Here is a 19,336-nt window from a genome sequence, read left to right as displayed (position 1 = left end):
GCATCAGTGAAAATCCCGGCTACGGGTCGCCAGACCGTTGAGCATGTCTGTCAGGTCAACCAGCCGGGAGGCGATCAGATGACGCACTCCCTCCTTGGTTTCCAACCGGCCATAGACCTGCAACATGCTGGAATGCACCAGCTCCTTGCGTTGGCGCTCGGCCAGCGCACGCCAGACCACGACATTGACCATGCCATGCTCGTCTTCCAGGGTGACGAAGGTCACCCCGCTGGCAGTGCCGGGGCGCTGGCGACCGGTCACCAACCCGGCGACCGTCACCGGGCGGCCGTGCTCCAGGCTACGCAATTCGTTCGAATCCCGGCAGCGCAGCTGGCGTAATTTTGGTCGCAAGATAGCCATGGGATGGCGTCCCATGGTGGTGCCGACCAGTGCATAGTCGGCCTGCATCTCTTCGGCTTCCGATGGCAGGGGTAAGGTTACTGCGGCTTCCCTGATTGCCGGCTGCCCGGCAAACAGCGGCAGCTGGGGTTCGATGCCAGCCACAGCCCAGCGCGCCCGGTGCCGATTACCTGCCAATCCCCGCAACGCTCCGGCGTCCGCCAGCAGATCCCGGGCCCGGCCTGCAACCCCGCTCGCCGGCTCAGGTCGGTGACATCGGTAAAGGGTTGCTGCTGGCGGGCCTGCTCGATACGCCCCGCATCCTCGACATGGAAGCCGCGCACCATACGCAACCCCAGACGAATACCCAGTTCGCCATCCCGGCCAGGCTCCAGCGAGCAATCCCAGGCGCTGTAACGCACATCCACCGGAAAGGTCTCGATACCGTGACGCCGGGCATCCTGCAGCAACTGATCGGGACTGTAGAAACCCATCGGCCAGCTGTTGATCAGCGCACAGGTAAAGGCCGCCGGTTCATGGCATTTGAGCCAGCTGCTGGCGTAGGTCAGCAAGGCGAAACTGGCCGAGTGGGATTCAGGAAAGCCGTACTCGCCAAAGCCCTTGATCTGCTCGAAGATACGCTCGGCGAACTCGATGTCATAACCGCGCTCCAGCATGCCCTGGGTGAGCTTTTCCCGGTGCGGTTCCAGCCCGCCACGGCGCTTCCAGGCGGCCATGGAGCGGCGCAGCTCGTCCGCTTCTCCGGCGCTGTAACCGGCGGCGACTATGGCTATCTCCATGACCTGCTCCTGGAACAGGGGCACGCCGAGAGTGCGTTTGAGTACCTTTTCCAGCGCGGGGGAAGGATAGGTCACCAGCGCCTTATCATTACGCCGTTGCAGATACGGATGCACCATATCGCCTTGGATCGGCCCCGGTCGCACGATCGCCACCTCGATCACCAGATCATAGAATGTGCGCGGCTTGAGTCTCGGCAACATGCTCATCTGCGCCCGGGATTCGATCTGGAATACACCGATGGTGTCGGCCCGGCTGATCATGTCATAGGTCAGCTCGTCATCCGCCGGAATGGTCGCCAGGGTCAGTTCGCGCCCCCGGTAATGACGGACCAGATCGAAGCAGCGGCGCAGCGCGGTAAGCATGCCCAGCGCCAGGATATCCACCTTGAGCAGGCCGACGGCGTCCAGGTCATCCTTGTCCCACTGGATGATGGTGCGCCCATCCATGGCGGCGTTTTCCACCGGTACCAGGGTATCCAGCGGTTGCTCGGAGATGACGAAGCCGCCGGGATGTTGGGACAGATGCCGGGGAAAACCGATCAGTTGTCCACTCAGGGTCAGCACCCGGTGCACTATCGGACTGTCCGGATCGAAACCGGCCTCGCGCAGCCGCTCCGGTGTGGGGATATGATCGCTCCAGCGCCCACAACAACGGGCCAAGGTGTCGACCTGCTCGGCCGGCAGCCCCAGCGCCTTGCCTACATCGCGCACGGCGCCAGCGGCGTGGTAGCTGCTGACCACGGCGGTCAGTGCGGCCCGGCGGCGGCCATAGCGGCGGAACACATACTGGATCACTTCTTCACGCCGCTCGTGTTCGAAGTCCACGTCGATGTCCGGCGGTTCATTGCGCTCGCGGGACAAAAAGCGTTCGAACAGCAGGTTGCTGTGCACCGGGTCGATCTCGGTGATGCCCAGGGCAAAGCACACTGCCGAGTTGGCCGCCGAGCCACGTCCCTGACAGAGAATATGCTGGCTGCGGGCGAAGCTGACGATGTCATGCACGGTCAGAAAATAGCTTTCATATTCCAGGTCGCAAATCAGCGTCAGTTCTGTCTCGATCTGCCCGTGCAGCTTGGCAGAAATACCTTGGGGCCAGCGCCAGGCGATGCCCTCCTCGGTCAGCTGTCGCAACCAGGACGCCGGGGTATGCCCTGCCGGCACCAGTTCGCGGGGGTAATGGTATTTCAGATCATCAAAATCGAACTGGCAGCGTTCGGCGATACGTAGCGTCTCGGCCAGCAACGCCGCCGGATAGGCATCGACCAGCCCCGCGCGACTGCGCAGATGCCGTTCACCATTGGCAAACAGGCGGTGGCCGGCCTCGTCCACCCGGCAATGATGCCGAATGGACGTGATGGTGTCCTGCAATGCCCGACGCCCACGAGCGTGCATATGCACATCCCCGGCGGCCACTGCCGGGATATCCAGTTTGGCGGCCAATGCTTGCAGCCGGGCCAGGCGCTGATCATCATCGGGCCCTCGATGCAGCTCGATAGCCAACCACAGGGTGGCGGGAAATCGCTCTTTCAGCCAGGCGCCGGTACTCACGTCCTCCTTCTCTGTCGGCAACCATAACGCCAGCAAGCCGGACATATCGGCGTCGATATCCTCACGCAGCAGCCGATAGCATCCCTTCTCCGCGCGCCGCCGGGCCAGGGTGATCAACTGGCACAGTCGTTGATAGCCTTGCAGGTTCTCCACCAGCAACACCAGCTTCGGCCCGTTCTCTATCTGCATTTCACTGCCAACGATCAACGGCAACTGGTGTTCCTTGGCCGCCTGCCAGGCCCGCACGATGCCGGCCAGGGTGCATTCGTCAGTGATCGCCAGGGCTTGGTAGCCGTGCTGACGCGCCCGGGCAAACAGTTCATCGGCACTGGAGGCGCCCCGCTGAAAGCTGAAGTTGCTCAGGCAATGCAACTCGGCATAAGCCGCGCTCATGCGAACCAGCCTTGCAACATGAACGGCCCCGAGCCGTCGACCGCACGCCAGACCCAAGCCCGACGCCCGTCCCGGGTGCGGACCAGATAGTAATCCCGCCGCAGATCGCCGGCATCCCACCAGCCCGACTCGATGCGCTCGGGGCCCGCGATAATCTCGGGTACCAGATCATTGAGCGGCTGCGGCTCGGTCAGCAACCAGCCCGGCCGCGGCCGGCCATCGTGCTGCCCTGCTCTGCCGCCCGTCACATCGGTACGCCAACTGTGCTCCGGACGGTGATCAGCCACGGCGGCCAGCCCATACACGGCCTGGTCTCCCAGGCGGGCACGCAATCGTTCACGCAGCTGCTCCCAGGGCTGGGATTGTTGCGGCCGTTCGACAAAGAGTGTTTGTGACTGCGGTACGAAATCCGGCAGGTTCGGTGCCGACAGGCGCAGCGCCAGCACCGGGGCGGGCAGCTGTAGCTGTTCCAGGCGGCCGCGCGCCACATCGAACAATAACTGGGTATCGCGCTCCGGCGTCAGCAGGCCCACCGGCACCGCGGTGGCAGCCAGACTGCGGTGCTCCAGCGTCAGCATGAATTGCTGCACGCCGCAGTCCCGGCCAGCAAGGAAGGCATGCAGATCGGCAATCAACCGGCGCAGCGGAAACAGCAACGCCTGATGGTTGTTGACCTCGAAGTTGAATTCGATCCGGGCAGCAAATTCATCAGCCGGCTGGAAGTTGCCGAGCGCCAGCGGCTGATGACCCAGCAGCGTATCCAGATGCCACAGCACATCCTTGGGGAAACGCCGCCCCAGCGTATCCCGGGGCAATACCAGCAGCTGTTTCACCCGCCGCAGCCCCATGCGGGCCAGGGCTGACACGATGTCGGCCGGCAAGCCACAGCGACTGATGGGCAGGCGTTCGACTTCCCTCTGCAGGGCAACATCGTCCACCGCCAGGCCGTCATGCACATTGGCCAACATCCGCGCCGCCGCCGGGTTGGGCGCCAATACGATGCGGTGCTGAAAGCCCAGCTCAGTCAGTTCGGTGCGCAAACGTTCTTCAAAACGTGGCCAGGGGCCGAACAGCCCCAGACTGGACTCGATTTCCAACAGCAGAGCCCGCGGATAATCCAGGCTGACATGGGAGCTGAAACGATAAGCCCAGGCGGCCAGGAAATGTTGCCAGTGATCGATCTGCTGTTGATCATACTCGGCCACGGCAAAACCACTGGTCAGCGCCTGCGCGGCAATCAACGTCTGACCGGGCTTGAGCCCCAGCTGACGGGCTGCGGGATTGACTGCCCGGATGATTCGGCGCTGCGCCGGACCGGCCACCAGCACCAGCGGCTGGGCCTGATCGTCACGGCTGCGCGATACGCCATCCAGCGCCAGTTGAGTGAGCAGAATACAGGCCCAGCGCATGGTCAGAGCGCAACCGACTGACCCGGCACCAGCGCGCCCCGGCATTTGAGCACCCGCACTTGTCGTGGCTGGCAATCCACTGCCAGACGCAGGGCGGCTGGCGACGGATTGACCGCCTCGCGCAGAGAACGGCAGGCAAACCCCAGGGTCTGACCGGTCGCCGCCGCCAGTTGCAAGCGGCGCAATCCACGATCATCGATGCGCTGCGGCCAGCACAACACCGCCGCGCAGCTGCCCGAGCGCAGACATTGCTCCGCCGCCCACAGCGACTCCCGCTCGGGCGCACCGATCAAGGTCATCCAGCGCAGATCGACGCCGGCCTGGAGCCAGGCGTGGGGATAGGGAACATGAGGCGGTGCCACCAGCACGATCCGTTCCCCCGCCCGGGTCAGCCGCGCCAAAGTCGGCCACAACAACTGCAGCTCTCCCGCGCCAGGCGCCGCCAGCAGAATTTCACTGAGCGCCGCCTCCGGCCAACCACCGCCGGGCAGCAGCGCATCCAACTGCGGGTGACCGGTGGGCTGAGCCGCAGCTGGCGTGGCCTCGCCCCGCCCTTTCCATACCCGCTGCTGGCGCAACAGGGCATCGAGCGACACCACCGCACTCATCGGCCCTGCTCCAAAAACAAGGCAGCAGAGTCAACCTGCACAAACCGAATAGGAGAGGAATAGCCAACCATGAGGACACCGTTACACTGTATAGGAATACAGCATATTGAGTACCCCAACCGCGGTCAATCTGCAGTGGATGAATGGATGCCTGGGGTGGTCATCAACTCAACGCCGCCGGAGAAACTCCAGATCTTCCGGCCGGGTCACCTTGATATTATCCGCTCGCCCTTCCACCAGCCGCGGCGCCTGGCCGGCCCATTCCATGGCCGAGGCTTCATCGGTGATCGCCACGCCGGCCGCCAGCGCGTCGCTTAACGCTGTGCGCAGCGCACCGAGGCGGAACATTTGTGGGGTATAGGCCTGCCAGAACAGTGAACGATCCGGAGTAGAACTGACCCGGCCATCCGGCCCGGCCAGTTTCAGGGTATCGCGCACCGGCACCGCCAGCAGCCCGCCGATGGGATCATGCTGCAGCGTAGCCAGCAGCGTCTGCAGATCGGACTGAGCCAGATTGGGCCGGGCGGCGTCATGCACCAGCACCCAGTCCTGCTCCCCGGCGCCCAGCGCCGTGAGCGCCTGCAGTCCGTTGAGCACCGAGTCGGCCCGTTCACGGCCACCATCGGCCCGGGTAATGCGCGGATCACACGCGCAGGCCAGTTCCGGCCACCATTCATCATCTGGCGACAGGCAAACCACCAGGCCGGACAAGCCGGGCTGGTCGAGAAAACAGTCGAGGGTATGTTCGATCAGACAGCGCCCATTCAAGGGCAGATATTGCTTGGGACGATCGGCGCGCATGCGCGAGCCGACGCCGGCAGCAGGAATGGCCACCCAGAAAGACAGCGGGTGGTCAGTCATTACCGCTCAGCTGGAACAGGGTTTCGCCTTCCTTGACCATGCCCAGCTCATGCCGGGCACGCTCTTCGATGGTTTCCAGCCCCTGCTTAAGCTCGATGACCTCTGCGGTGAGCACGCGATTGCGCTCCAGCAGCTTCTCATTCTCGCTCTGCTGACTGGCGATGTCCTGCTTGAGCTGGGTGACATGCGCCAGACTACCCTCGCCCACCCACAGTCGATACTGTAGGGCGGCGAGCAAGGCCAGTGATATCACCCAGAGCCATTTCAAACGGGCAGTCTCCCCGGAAGCCGATTATCAGCCACGAAACTCGGCACGGCCCTTGTAAGGCGCCTGACCAGCCAGTTGCTCTTCGATACGCAGCAGCTGGTTGTACTTGGACACCCGGTCGGAGCGGCACAGCGAGCCGGTCTTGATCTGACCAGCAGCGGTACCCACCGCCAGGTCGGCGATGGTGTGATCTTCGGTTTCACCGCTGCGATGCGAAATCACCGCGGTGAAGCCAGCCGCCTTGGCCATCTGGATGGCTTCCAGGGTTTCTGTCAGCGAGCCGATCTGGTTGAACTTGATCAGGATGGAATTGCCGATTTTCTCGTCAATACCGCGCTTGAGGATCTTGGTATTGGTCACGAACAGATCGTCACCGACCAGTTGCACCTTGGCCCCGATCTTGTCGGTCAGCACTTTCCAGCCAGCCCAGTCGGATTCGTCCATGCCGTCTTCGATGGAGATGATCGGATAACGTTGGCTCAGGCCCGCGAGGTAGTCAGCAAAACCGGCAGCATCGAATGCCTTGCCTTCACCGGCCAGGTCATACTTTCCATCCTTGTAGAACTCGCTGGCAGCACAATCCAAGGCCAGGGTTACGTCTTCACCCAGCTTGTAACCGGCATTGGCAACCGCTTCGGCAATGGCACCCAGAGCATCTTCGTTGGAGGCCAGGTTCGGTGCGAAACCACCCTCGTCACCTACCGAGGTGCTCAGACCGCGCGCCTGCAGTACCGCCTTGAGATGATGGAAGATCTCGGTGCCCATGCGCAGCGCATCAGCGAATGTCTTGGCGCCTACCGGCTGGACCATGAACTCCTGGATATCGACGTTATTGTCGGCGTGCTCACCACCGTTGATGATATTCATCATCGGCACCGGCATGCTGTACTGGCCGGGTGTGCCGTTCAGATCGGCAATGTGCGCATACAGTGGCACGCCCTTGGCCTTGGCAGCGGCCTTGGCAGCGGCCAGGGAGACCGCGAGAACGGCGTTGGCGCCCAGCTTGGCTTTGTTCTCGGTACCATCCAGCTCAATCATGGCGCGATCCAGACCGGTCTGATCCAGCGCATCACGGCCGACCAGCAGTTCACGGATGGGACCATTGATATTGGCAACGGCTTTCAATACGCCCTTGCCCAGGTAGCGGCTCTTGTCGCCATCGCGCAGTTCCAGCGCTTCACGGGAACCGGTGGAGGCACCGGAGGGGGCACAGGCACTGCCGAGGATGCCGCCTTCCAGAATCACATCCGCTTCAACGGTCGGGTTACCGCGCGAGTCCAGTACTTCACGACCCTTGATTTCAATGATCTTCGCCATGATTGCTGCTTTCTCCATCTGAAACATGCTTTAAGAAGTTAAAGGGGTTTGCCTGCCGCTCAGGCAGTTTCAAGTTGCGGGAAGCCCTTTACCAGATCATCCAGCGCCTTGAGCTGGGTGAGAAAGGGTTCCAGCTTGTCCAGCCGCAGGGCGCAGGGGCCGTCGCACTTGGCATTGTCCGGGTCCGGGTGCGCTTCGAGAAACAGACCGGCCAGGCCCTGGCTCATGCCGGCCTTGGCCAGATCAGTGACCTGGGCGCGCCGTCCGCCCGCCGAGTCGCTGCGCCCTCCGGGCATCTGCAGCGCGTGGGTCACATCGAAGAATACCGGGTACTCGAACTGCTTCATGATGCCGAAGCCGAGCATGTCCACTACCAGGTTGTTGTAACCGAAGCTGGAACCGCGTTCGCAGAGAATCAGCTGATCGTTACCGGCCTCTTCGCATTTGGTCAGGATATGCTGCATTTCCTGGGGCGCCAGAAACTGCGCCTTCTTGATATTGATAACCGCGTCGGTCTTGGCCATGGCCACCACCAGATCGGTCTGCCGGGACAGGAAGGCTGGCAACTGGATGATGTCACACACTTCGGCCACCGGCGCTGCCTGATGAGGCTCGTGCACGTCGGTAATGACCGGTACCTTGAAGGTCTGTTTGATCTCTTCGAAGATCTTCAAACCTGCTTCCATGCCCGGACCACGATAGGAGTTGATCGACGAGCGATTGGCCTTGTCGAAGCTGGCCTTGAACACGTACGGGATGCCCAGCTTGCGGGTCACCTCGACGTATTCTTCGCAGATACGCATGGCCAGATCACGGGACTCCAGCACGTTCATGCCGCCAAACAGCACGAACGGCTTATCGTTGGCTATATCGATGTCGCCAACGCGGACTATCTTCTGCGCCATAGCGTAGATCCTCAGGCTTTCTTGGCTGCACGCTGCTTCAGCGCGGCATTGACGAAGCCGCTGAACAGCGGATGACCATCACGCGGCGTGGAGGTGAACTCGGGGTGGAACTGACAGGCGACGAACCAGGGGTGATCCTCGACCTCGACCATTTCCACCAGCGCACCATCCATCGACCGCCCGGACACTTTCAGGCCACTCTTCTGCAATTCAGGCAACAGGTTGTTGTTGACCTCGTAGCGGTGACGGTGACGCTCGACGATCACATCCTGGCCGTAGCAGTCGCGGGCCTTGCTGCCGGCTTCCAGGGCACATTCCTGCGCGCCCAGACGCATGGTACCGCCCAGGTCGGAAGACTCGTCACGGGTCTGCATCTCGCCGGTGGCGGTCTGCCATTCGGTGATCAGACCAACTACCGGATGCTTGGAAGTCTTGTCGAATTCAGTGGAGTTGGCATCATCCCAACCCAGGATATTGCGGGCGAACTCGATGACTGCCACCTGCATACCCAGGCAGATACCCAGATAGGGAATCTTGTTTTCCCGGGCATAGCGCACGGCGGCAATCTTGCCTTCCACGCCGCGCAGGCCGAAACCACCCGGCACCAGAATGGCATCCACGTCTTCCAACTGGCCAGTGCCATTCTCCTCGATGATTTCCGAGTCGATATAACGCACATTGACCTTGGTGCGGCTCTGGATGCCAGCGTGGCTCAGGGCTTCGATCAGCGATTTGTAGGCATCCAGCAACTCCATGTACTTACCGACCATGGCGATGGTGACTTCCTTCTCCGGATGCAGCTTGGCATCCACCACCCGCTCCCACTCGGACAGATCGGCACTGCCGCATTCCAACCCGAAACGCTCGGCGACATAATCATCCAGGCCCTGGGCATGCAGGATGCCGGGGATGCGGTAGATGGTGTCGGCGTCCGGCAGGCTGATGACCGCACGCTCCTCGACGTTGGTGAACAGGGCGATCTTGCGCCGGGAGGCCAGGTCGATCGGATGATCGGAGCGGCACACCAGCACGTCGGGCTGCAGACCAATGGAGCGCAGTTCCTTGACCGAATGCTGGGTCGGCTTGGTCTTGGTTTCGCCGGCGGTGGCGATATAGGGCACGAGTGTCAGGTGCATCAGCATGGCGCGTTTGGCGCCCACTTCCAGACGCAGCTGACGGATGGCTTCGAGGAACGGTTGCGACTCGATGTCACCCACGGTGCCGCCCACTTCAACCATGGCCACATCGGCATCGCCGGCGCCACGGATGATGCGGGTCTTGATTTCATCGGTGATATGCGGAATCACCTGGATGGTGGCACCCAGATAATCACCACGGCGCTCCTTGCGCAGCACGTCTTCATAGACGCGACCGGTGGTGAAATTGTTGTTCTGGGTCATGCGGGTACGAATGAAGCGCTCGTAGTGCCCCAGGTCCAGATCGGTCTCGGCCCCATCATGGGTGACGAAGACTTCGCCGTGCTGGAACGGGCTCATGGTACCCGGATCCACGTTGATGTAGGGATCCAGCTTGAGCATGGTGACCTTGAGGCCACGTGCTTCGAGAATCGCCGCCAGGGATGCCGAGGCGATGCCCTTGCCCAAAGAAGATACAACACCACCCGTGACGAAGATGTAGCGCGTCATGAAAAACCCGTAGATTGAAGTTAGGCGACCGCAGTCGCAAGGAATCGAAGGGAGACCAAAGTCTCGTCAAGATGGGAAGTCAGGATACCAGACAGCCCCACCTTGCTCAATCTAAAACCGGCTCCCAGCACACACTGAATCCGGCCTCACTGGAGCCTGCTGCTGCCCCTTCGGCCGTCCAGCGGCCAGCCACCGAAATCAGTTGGTTGTCGCAGTATAGCAAGGGGATTGCCGGCCGCAGCCAGACTGGAATGCCAGCCTGCTGGAACAGATCCTTGAGACTCTGACGCGGCCGACCGGGCAGCTTGATTTGCTCACCACCACATCGATAGCCGATGCGCCAGACACCCTCCCGGATCGCGATGCCAGCACCGGGCCGCAGATACAGGCGGCCATTGCCTGCCGTCAGCCGGGTGTCGGTCAATTGCGCCAGCGGCTGATCGACCCCGGCGGGCACGCCCCCGGCCGGCAACAACCACAGGCGTCCCGACGAACGGTGTAGCTGCGCGCCGTCCAGCTGCACGATCGGCTGACCGTCCGCCGCAGCGCCGAGCTGACTCATCAAGCTGTGCAGATGGCGCTGGTCCGGCAGCCTGATGGCATGGCTGTGCAACCAATAGCGCAGCAGGTTCTTTTGCCGTGCCGCAGTCAAGGTGGCGAGGATCGTCATGTCCAGACTGGGCCAGCAACACAGCCAGTCATCGATCACTCCACCCGCCGCCAGCGATAGGTCTTCAGCGGCCCGCTCATCCAGCAGTTCGTTAGCTTCGGTAGCATGCTCGGCCAATCGCAGCAGGTTCTGCGGCATGCTCGGCCAGCGCTGGCGTAACTGTGGCAGCAGCTCGTGACGCAAGGTGGTGCGGGCGTAACGCGGATCGGCGTTGGCCGGATCATCGATCCAGTTCAATTGTCGCTGGTGAGCCCAGTCAGCGAGCTGTTGACGCGACCAGGGCAGCAGCGGCCGCAACAGCTGACCTGCGCCCAATACGCGACTGCTCGGCATACCTGCCAGCCCGCGCAAACCGGTGCCGCGCAGCAGGCGAAACAACAGGGTTTCCAGCTGGTCATCGGCGTGATGGGCCAACAGCAGCCAGTCTCCGGTCTCCAGCAACCGCTCGAATACGCCATAGCGGGCATCCCGCGCCAGCTCCTCGATACTACCGCCGCCTGGCAGCTGCACCCGCTCGATATGCAGGGGAATATCCCGGGCAGCACATTCGCGTGCGCAATGCTCAGTCCAGCGGTCCGCATCGGTGTGCAGGCCGTGATGTACATGAATGGCTTTGAGAGGGGGCAGCGGATGGTCGCGGCGCAGCTGCACCAGGGCGTCCAGCAGCACCATGGAATCCAGCCCACCGGACAACCCCAACCAGCAGGCCGGGGCGTCCCTACAGGGCGCCAGCTGTTGCAGCAGCCCCTGCAGAGTGAACATGTTACTTGATACCGAAAGCCATCAGGCGCTCGTAGCGACTGTCCAGCAGTTCTTCGGCAGACTGCTCGTCCAGCTTCGCCAGCTCGGCAAGCAGTTGCTGCTTGATCCGCGCCGCCATGGTTTCCGGCTCGCGATGAGCGCCACCCAGCGGTTCGGGGATCAGATTATCGACCAGACCCAGTTCCTGCAGGCGGCTGGCGGTAACCCCCATGGCCTCAGCAGCGTCGGACGCCTTCTCGGCCTTCTTCCACAGAATCGAGGCGCAGCCTTCGGGCGAGATCACCGAGTAGATGGAATACTGCAGCATCATCAGCCGGTCGCAGACACCGATAGCCAGCGCGCCACCGGAGCCGCCCTCACCGATAACGGTAGAGATGATCGGTGTCTTCAGACGCGACATGACCTGCAGGTTCCAGGCGATGGCCTCACTCTGGCCACGCTCTTCGGCATCAATGCCGGGATAAGCGCCGGGGGTGTCGATGAATGTCAGGATTGGCATATTGAAGCGCTCGGCCATCTGCATCAGGCGGCAGGCCTTGCGATAGCCTTCGGGCTTGGGCATGCCGAAGTTGCGACGGACCTTTTCCTTCACGTCACGGCCCTTCTGATGGCCGATAATCATCACCGGCCGGCCGTCCAGGCGGGCAATACCACCCACGATGGCGGCATCATCGGCAAAGTGACGATCGCCATGCAGCTCTTCGAAATCGGTAAAGATGTGGCGGATGTAGTCCAACGTATAAGGGCGCTGCGGATGCCGGGACATCTGAGCCACCTGCCAGCTCGACAGGTTGGAGAAAATGCTCTCGGTGAGCGAACGGCTCTTGTCCTGCAGACGGGTGATTTCTTCGGTGATATTCAGCGAATTGTCGCTGCCCACCAGACGCAGCTCTTCGATCTTGGCCTGCAAGTCGGCAATCGGCTGTTCAAATTCGAGGTATTTCTGGCTCTTGATCATAAGCGTCGATTATCCGCGTGGCCCCGCGTCGGGGCATCCTGTTTTTTGCGTTACCTTACGGGATTGCCTCGGCTGCGTCGAGCAGCCCGGTCCCGTGAGAATGTCTGAATTCGGTTTATCTATAGTGCAGGGAGACGCTGCCTTTACCCAACTGGTCACGTAGCGTCTGCACCAGGTCATCAGCCGGCTCCACCCGCCAGGCTTCGCCCAGACGCAGCATGGCCAGCGCATCAGGGCGCTGCACTTCGATGGTGACTGCACATTCGCCCTTATACTTCTGCAACACGCCGGCCAGCCGGTTGAGACAGTCCGGACCGTGCCGGCGCGTATCGAGATTGATGCGCACACTGTCCAGCAGCGAGGTGCGCGCCTCTTCCAGGCTCATGACCCGCTTGGCACGCACACGCATGCCACCGGAGAAATCATCCACCGCCACCTCGCCTTCCACCACCAGCAGCGCATCTTTCTGCAACAGCGATTGCGCCGCCTGATAAGCCTCGGCAAACAGCGAGACCTCGACCCGGGCCGAGCGGTCATCCAGCGTCACGAAGCCGACCTTGTCACCACGCTTGCTTTTCATTACCCGCAGATCGAACACCAGACCGGCGATGGTCTGCGACTCGCGCGAGGGCTTGAGGTCGATGATCCGCTGCCGGGCGAAACGGCGAACCTCCTTTTCGTATTCATCGATGGGGTGGCCGGTCAGGTACAACCCCAGGGTATCCTTCTCACCGCGCAGGCGCTCCTTGAAGGTCCACTCCCGCGCCTGACGATAGGCTTCATACACATCCCGCTCGGTGGACGGCCCGAGCAGGTCGCCAAACAGGTCGTCGTGACCACTGTCGGCGCTGCGGTGGGTCTGTTCGGCGGCGGCGATCGCCTCTTCCATGGCAGCTGCCAGGGCGGCGCGATTGCGGTCGACCTGTTGCAGATAGGCCTGCTGTTCGGTATCGAAGAAGGGGCCCAGCGAATCCAGCGCGCCGGAGCGGATCAGCGCTTCCATGACCCGCTTGTTGATTCGTTTGAGGTCGACCCTGGCGCAGAAGTCGAACAGGTCGGCGAAGGGACCACCTTCCAGACGGGTGTTGACGATCGTTTCCACCGGCCCCTCCCCCACGCCCTTGATGGCGCCGAGACCGTAGACCACGCTGCCGCTGTCATCCACAGTGAACTTGTATTCGGAGAGGTTCACATCCGGCGCCTTCATCCGCAGCTTCATGCTGCGGCACTCCTCGATCAGCGTCACCACCTTGTCGGTGTTGTGCATATCCGCCGAAAGCACCGCGGCCATGAACGGAGCCGGATAGTGGGCCTTGAGCCAGGCGGTCTGGTAAGAGACAAGACCGTACGCCGCCGAGTGCGACTTGTTGAAACCGTAACCGGCGAACTTTTCCACCAGGTCGAAGATATTGCCCGCCAGGTCGGCGTGAATGCCGTTGTTCTGGCAGCCTTCAAGGAAGATCGCCCGCTGTTTGGCCATTTCCTCGGGCTTCTTCTTACCCATGGCCCGGCGCAGCATGTCCGCGCCGCCAAGGGTGTAACCAGCCATCACCTGGGCAATCTGCATCACCTGTTCCTGATACAGGATGATGCCATAAGTCGGCTTGAGCACCGGTTCCAGACCGGGATACTGATAATTCGGGTGCGGGTAGGAAATCTGTTCGCGGCCGTGTTTACGGTTGATGAAATCATCGACCATGCCCGATTGCAGCGGGCCGGGGCGGAACAGGGCCACCAGGGCGATCATGTCTTCCAGGCAGTCAGGCTTGAGCTTCTTGATCAGCTCCTTCATCCCGCGCGATTCCAGCTGGAATACCGCGGTGGTCTCGGCCTTTTGCAGCATCGCGTAGGTGGGCGGATCATCCAGCGGGATGCGGTCGATATCTACCGGCTCCAGGCCTTTGCGCGCCTGTTCACGGTTGATGGTCTCCATTGCCCAATCGATGATGGTCAGGGTACGCAGGCCCAGGAAGTCGAACTTCACCAGACCGGCAGCCTCGACATCATCCTTGTCAAACTGGGTTACCAGGCCCTCACCGGCCTCATCGCAATACAGCGGCGCAAAGTCAGTCAGTTTGGTCGGCGCAATTACCACGCCCCCGGCGTGCTTACCGACGTTACGGGTGATGCCCTCCAGCTTCAGCGCCATGTCCCAGATTTCCTGGGCTTCCTCATCAACCTGCAGGAAATCGCGCAGGATTTCTTCCTGCTCATGGGCCTTGGCCAACGTCATGCCGACTTCAAAGGGGATCATCTTCGATAGCTTGTCGGCCAGACCGTAGGACTTGCCTTGCACCCGCGCCACGTCACGTACCACCGCCTTGGCCGCCATGGTCCCGAAGGTGATGATCTGCGATACCGCATCGCGACCGTAGGTATCGGCCACATACTCGATCACCCGATCGCGACCCTCCATGCAGAAGTCGATATCGAAGTCAGGCATGGAAACCCGTTCCGGGTTTAGAAAGCGCTCGAACAGCAAGTCGTATTCCAGCGGATCCAGGTCAGTGATCAACAACGCATAGGCGACCAGCGAACCTGCTCGACCCGGACCCGGCGGCCGACCGGCACGCCGTTGTTCTTGGCCCACTTGATGAAGTCCATGACCACCAGGAAGTAACCGGGAAAGCCCATCTCGATGATGATATCCAGCTCGAACTTCAAGCGATCGAGGTAGACCTGGCGGCGTGCTTCGTAGTTTTCCGACTCGGGCGGCAATACTTTCTTGAAGCGCTCTTCCAACCCTTCCAGCGAGACCTGGCGGAAATAGTCGTCCATGGTCAGGCCGTCGGGCACCGGGAAGTCCGGCAGATAGTAGGTACCCAGTTGCACGTCGATATTGCAGCGCTTGGCGATTTCCACGCTGTTGGCCAGCGCTTCGGGAATGTCCGAGAACAGCTCGGCCATTTCCTCGGGTGACTTCAGATACTGCTCTTCGCTGTACTGGCGAACCCGGCGCGGATCATCCAGCGCCCGGCCTTCGCCAATGCAGACGCGGGTTTCGTGGGCTTCGTAATCCTCCCGGTAGATGAAACGCACATCGTTGGTGGCCACCACCGGACAATCATGCCGCGCGGCCAGGGCGACCGCGGCGTGCAGGTGCTCTTCATCATTGGGCCGTTTGGTGCGCTGCAGTTCAATATAGAAACGGCCGGGGAAGACTTCCATCCAGTACCGCAGCAGGCTGTCGGCATGGGCAGGATCACTGGATAGCAGGGTCTGCCCGATTTCCCCCTCCTTCGCGCCGGACAGGGCAATCACGCCTTCGCTGGCCTCGGCTACCCATTCGCGGCGGATAGTGACCAGACCATTACGCTGGCCATGCGTGTAGCCGCGAGATATCAGCTCGGTGAGATTGCGGTAGCCCTGACGATCCATGGCCAGCAGGGTCATGCGGCTGAGGTGGTTCTCATCCTCCTCGCCGGTCAGCCAGATGTCCACCCCGGAAATCGGCTTGATACCAGCACCCATGGCGGTCTTGTAGAACTTGACCAGGCTGCACATGTTGTTCTGATCGGTCACTGCGACCGCCGGCATCCCTGCCCCGCCCACCGCCTTGATCAACGGCTTGATCCTGACCAGGCCATCGACCAATGAATACTCGCTGTGGACACGCAAATGGATGAAGGAAACGCTCATGTCTGTCCTGATTCGGAGGCTGGGGAATTAGCCGGGTGATTGTAACGGTGGGGGGAGCCGGGGGCCAGTCTGGCAGAAAAGCTTCGCGGCCAAGACCGCTCCTACAAAAAATCAGGGAATCACCACCACTCCCGAGCCGCCAGTCGTTACTTCTTCCATCACCGTCGTAACCGGCCCTGCCGCCAACGCCTCACGCACCGGCGCGAAGGAGCGGCGATGAATCGGCGTCGCGCCGAGCACTTTGAGAGAAGACAGGTGTTCGGGCGTCGGATAACCCTTGTGCTTGCCGATACCGTAGCCGGGATAGAGCAGCTCCAGCTCTTGCATCTCTCGATCACGGGCGACCTTGGCCAGAATCGACGCAGCAGCGATGGCTGGCACCCGGCCGTCGCCCTGGATCACCGGCTCGCTCGGCATCGGCAATACCGGGCACCGATTGCCGTCCACCAGCACCCGGTCCGGGCGAATGGACAAACCCAGCACCGCGCGCTGCATGGCCAGCATGGTAGCGTGCAGGATGTTCAGCTGATCGATTTCCTCGACCTCGGCACGGGCGATAAACCATGCCAGCGCGCGCTCCTGGATCAATGGAAACAGCTCTTCGCGGCGCGCCTCGTTCAGTTTCTTCGAATCGTTCAGCCCCTCAATGGGCCGCAGCGGATCAAGGATCACCGCGGCGGTCACCACTGCGCCACAGAGCGGACCACGGCCTACTTCATCAACGCCGGCGATCAGCTCATCACCCTCGGGCAGAGTCCAGTCCATGAGCATCTGGGTCATGCTAGCCGGCCCTTGCGTTGCAGCAGTTCGAGGATCGCCGCCGCTGCAGTGTGATCGGCGTCGCGGCGCAACATCTGGTGCAGCTCCAGGAAGACTGCCTCGGTCTGCTCCCGCTCGGGCGTGGGTCCCAGACGCGCCAGCAATGCCTGGCCCATAGCCTCGGGCGTAGCATCGTCCTGTAGAAACTCGGGAGCGACTTCGCGTCCGGCCAGCAGGTTCGGCAGCGCCACATGGCCAACCTTGACCAGACGCTTGAGGATCCTGAAGGTCAGCGGCGCCATGCGGTAGGCGACCACCATGGGCCGTTTGAACAGCATCGCCTCCAAGGTCGCCGTACCCGAGGCAATCAGCACGGCATCGCAAGCGGCCAGGGCTTCATGGGCCTGACCGTCGAGCAGCGTCAGCGGCAGTTGCAGGTCGCTCTCGGCCAGTATCGCCTCCATCTGCTGACGCCGCTCGGGATTGGCGCAAGGCAGGACGAACTGCAGATCGGGGTTGCGCTGCAGACACCAGTGCGCAGTCTGCAGGAACAGCAGGCCAAGCTTGCGCAGCTCACCGTTGCGGCTACCGGGCAGCAGCGCCACAACGGTTGCGCTCTCGCTCAGGCCCAGCGTCTGTCGGGCACCGCTGCGGTCCGGCCGCAGTGGAATGCGATCAGCCAGAGTATGCCCGACGCAGCGTACCGCCACGTCATGCTCGCGATAGACTTGTTCTTCGAATGGAAACAACGTCAGCATCAGGTCGGTGGATTGGCGGATGCCCAGCACGCGCTTCTTCCGCCAGGCCCAGACCGAGGGGCTGACATAATGCACGGTCGGGATACCCACTTCACGCAGCCGCCGCTCGACACCGAGGGTAAAATCCGGCGCATCGATACCAATGAAGACATCGGGGCGGCGTTGCTGAAGAAAACTCACCAGGTCACGGCGTATGCGCAACAGCTCGCGCAAACGTCCCAGCACTTCGACCAGCCCCATCACCGCCAGCCGCTCCATCGGCACCTGGGTAATCAGCCCTTCGGCCTGCATGCGCGGCCCGCCGATACCGATGAATTCGGCGTCTGGATGTATTTCCTTCAGCGCCCGGATCAACCCTGCGCCCAGGGTATCGCCGGATGCTTCACCAGCAACCAGGGCGATACACAGGGGACGTAGGGATGGCACCGCAGAGGTATTCATGGCTCAGCGCGTGATGCCGCGGGTCGACGCCAGAATCGAATCACGATACAAAGCAACTTCGGGATATTGGCTGGCCTCGTCATCAAGCAACTGCAACGCTTCCTGCAGCGTCTTGCCCTGGCGGTAGACCACCTTGTAGGCCCGGCGCAGCGCGGCGATCAGCTCCTGGCTGTAACCCCGACGGCGCATGCCCTCGAAATTCATGCCATGGGCACTGGCCGGATTGCCGCCGACCATGACGAAGGCCGGAATGTCCTTGAACACCGCACTGTTGGCCGCACTCATGGACCAGGCGCCGATGTGGCAGAACTGATGAACAGTGGTGTAGCCGCCGAGAATGACGCCATCCCCCACATGCACATGGCCGGCGATGGTCGCGTTGTTGGCCATGATGATGTTGTCACCGACGATGCAATCATGGGCGATATGCACATAGGCCATCAGCAGGTTGTTGCTGCCGATGGTGGTCACGCCACGGTCCTGCACGGTGCCCCGATGCAGGGTGCAGCCTTCGCGAATGACATTGTTGTCGCCGATGACCAGCCGGGTCGGCTCACCATGGTATTTCTTGTCCTGGCAATCCTCGCCGACGGAGGCGAACTGGAAAATCCGGTTGCCCTGGCCGATGGTCGTCGGCCCACGGACCACCACGTGAGGTCCAATGACCGTTCCCGCACCAATCTCGACATCCGGCCCGATCAGGGTCCAGGGGCCGACCTCGACGTCATCAGCCAGCCGTGCGGCTGGATCAACGATCGCCTGAGGGTGAATTCGACTCATACCTTGTGTTCCGCACAGATGATTTCACCGGAACAGGCTTCCTTGCCATCCACCAGAGCACGGCAGGCGAACTTCCAGATGCCGCGCTTGTTACTCAGGTAGGCTGCTTCCAGTTGCAGCTGATCGCCGGGGACTACGGGCTGGCGGAAACGCAGCTTGTCGGAGCCGACGAAATAATACAGGGTGCCATCTTCGGCCTTGGTGTTCATCATCTTGAACCCCAGCAGACCGGCTGCCTGGGCCATGGCCTCGATGATCAGCACGCCCGGCATGATCGGGTGACCCGGAAAGTGACCATTGAAGAAAGGTTCGTTGACCGACACATTCTTGTAGGCGCGAATACGCTTGCCCTCGAGGTCCAGCTCGACTACCCGATCCACCAGCAGGAAAGGATAGCGGTGGGGCAGGTATTCTTTGATTTCGTTGATATCCATTATGTCTTGAGGCCTTGCAGTGAAGGGTTGGATGCGCAATA

Annotated in this window: 13 protein-coding genes and 2 pseudogenes; all 15 read right to left on the bottom strand. The window is 61.8% G+C overall.

Annotated features, from left to right (window positions below):
• Positions 1-3: 3 nt before the first annotated feature.
• The 15 genes and pseudogenes from QAO71_RS04135 to fabZ all read right to left on the bottom strand — a co-directional run bounded on the left by QAO71_RS04135 (position 4) and on the right by fabZ (position 19,298).
• Positions 4-3,080, bottom strand: a pseudogene (locus QAO71_RS04135) (error-prone DNA polymerase).
• On the bottom strand, positions 3,077-4,489 hold the full coding sequence (locus QAO71_RS04130; RefSeq protein ID WP_280165655.1) for a DNA polymerase Y family protein: 1,413 nt from the start codon (positions 4,487-4,489) through the stop codon (positions 3,077-3,079). Before QAO71_RS04130 ends, QAO71_RS04135 begins: the two are co-directional and overlap by 4 nt.
• Before the next feature lie 2 nt (positions 4,490-4,491).
• Positions 4,492-5,097, bottom strand: a complete 606-nt coding sequence (gene imuA, locus QAO71_RS04125) for a translesion DNA synthesis-associated protein ImuA (RefSeq protein ID WP_280165297.1) — start codon at positions 5,095-5,097, stop codon at positions 4,492-4,494.
• Between the two features lie 168 nt (positions 5,098-5,265).
• Positions 5,266-5,958: a 2-C-methyl-D-erythritol 4-phosphate cytidylyltransferase gene (gene ispD / locus QAO71_RS04120; RefSeq protein ID WP_136869161.1), complete on the bottom strand. Its 693-nt coding sequence runs from the start codon at positions 5,956-5,958 to the stop codon at positions 5,266-5,268.
• A complete protein-coding gene (gene ftsB / locus QAO71_RS04115; protein WP_036990845.1) occupies positions 5,951-6,226 on the bottom strand; it encodes a cell division protein FtsB in 276 nt (91 codons plus the stop codon). Before ftsB ends, ispD begins: the two co-directional genes overlap by 8 nt.
• A gap of 27 nt (positions 6,227-6,253) precedes the next feature.
• Positions 6,254-7,543, bottom strand: a complete 1,290-nt coding sequence (gene eno / locus QAO71_RS04110) for a phosphopyruvate hydratase (protein WP_136869160.1) — start codon at positions 7,541-7,543, stop codon at positions 6,254-6,256.
• A gap of 59 nt (positions 7,544-7,602) precedes the next feature.
• Entirely contained in the window at positions 7,603-8,448 is an 846-nt protein-coding gene (kdsA, locus tag QAO71_RS04105; RefSeq protein WP_074780839.1) for a 3-deoxy-8-phosphooctulonate synthase, read from the bottom strand.
• 11 nt (positions 8,449-8,459) lie between these two features.
• The gene (locus tag QAO71_RS04100) at positions 8,460-10,094 is read right to left on the bottom strand and encodes a CTP synthase (protein ID WP_036990848.1); all 1,635 of its coding nucleotides are present in this window, start codon (positions 10,092-10,094) and stop codon (positions 8,460-8,462) included.
• Between the two features lie 106 nt (positions 10,095-10,200).
• The gene (gene tilS / locus QAO71_RS04095; protein ID WP_280165296.1) at positions 10,201-11,526 is read right to left on the bottom strand and encodes a tRNA lysidine(34) synthetase TilS; all 1,326 of its coding nucleotides are present in this window, start codon (positions 11,524-11,526) and stop codon (positions 10,201-10,203) included.
• Between the two features lies 1 nt (position 11,527).
• On the bottom strand, positions 11,528-12,484 hold the full coding sequence (accA, locus tag QAO71_RS04090) for an acetyl-CoA carboxylase carboxyl transferase subunit alpha (protein WP_036990853.1): 957 nt from the start codon (positions 12,482-12,484) through the stop codon (positions 11,528-11,530).
• A gap of 115 nt (positions 12,485-12,599) precedes the next feature.
• A pseudogene (dnaE, locus tag QAO71_RS04085) lies at positions 12,600-16,123 on the bottom strand (DNA polymerase III subunit alpha).
• A gap of 111 nt (positions 16,124-16,234) precedes the next feature.
• Positions 16,235-16,903, bottom strand: coding sequence for a ribonuclease HII (gene rnhB, locus QAO71_RS04080; RefSeq protein ID WP_280165295.1), 669 nt, complete (start codon positions 16,901-16,903; stop codon positions 16,235-16,237).
• A complete protein-coding gene (gene lpxB, locus QAO71_RS04075) occupies positions 16,900-18,081 on the bottom strand; it encodes a lipid-A-disaccharide synthase (RefSeq protein ID WP_280165294.1) in 1,182 nt (393 codons plus the stop codon). The genes rnhB and lpxB overlap by 4 nt, the downstream gene beginning before the upstream one ends.
• A 3-nt stretch (positions 18,082-18,084) precedes the next feature.
• Positions 18,085-18,861, bottom strand: a complete 777-nt coding sequence (gene lpxA / locus QAO71_RS04070) for an acyl-ACP--UDP-N-acetylglucosamine O-acyltransferase (protein ID WP_036990858.1) — start codon at positions 18,859-18,861, stop codon at positions 18,085-18,087.
• A complete protein-coding gene (gene fabZ, locus QAO71_RS04065; RefSeq protein ID WP_036991225.1) occupies positions 18,858-19,298 on the bottom strand; it encodes a 3-hydroxyacyl-ACP dehydratase FabZ in 441 nt (146 codons plus the stop codon). The genes lpxA and fabZ overlap by 4 nt, the downstream gene beginning before the upstream one ends.
• Positions 19,299-19,336 lie beyond the last annotated feature (38 nt).

Source organism: Halopseudomonas sp. SMJS2, from assembly GCF_029866945.1.
Taxonomy (GTDB): Bacteria; Pseudomonadota; Gammaproteobacteria; order Pseudomonadales; family Pseudomonadaceae; genus Halopseudomonas; species Halopseudomonas bauzanensis.
This window is presented reverse-complemented; position numbering and strand designations above follow the sequence as displayed.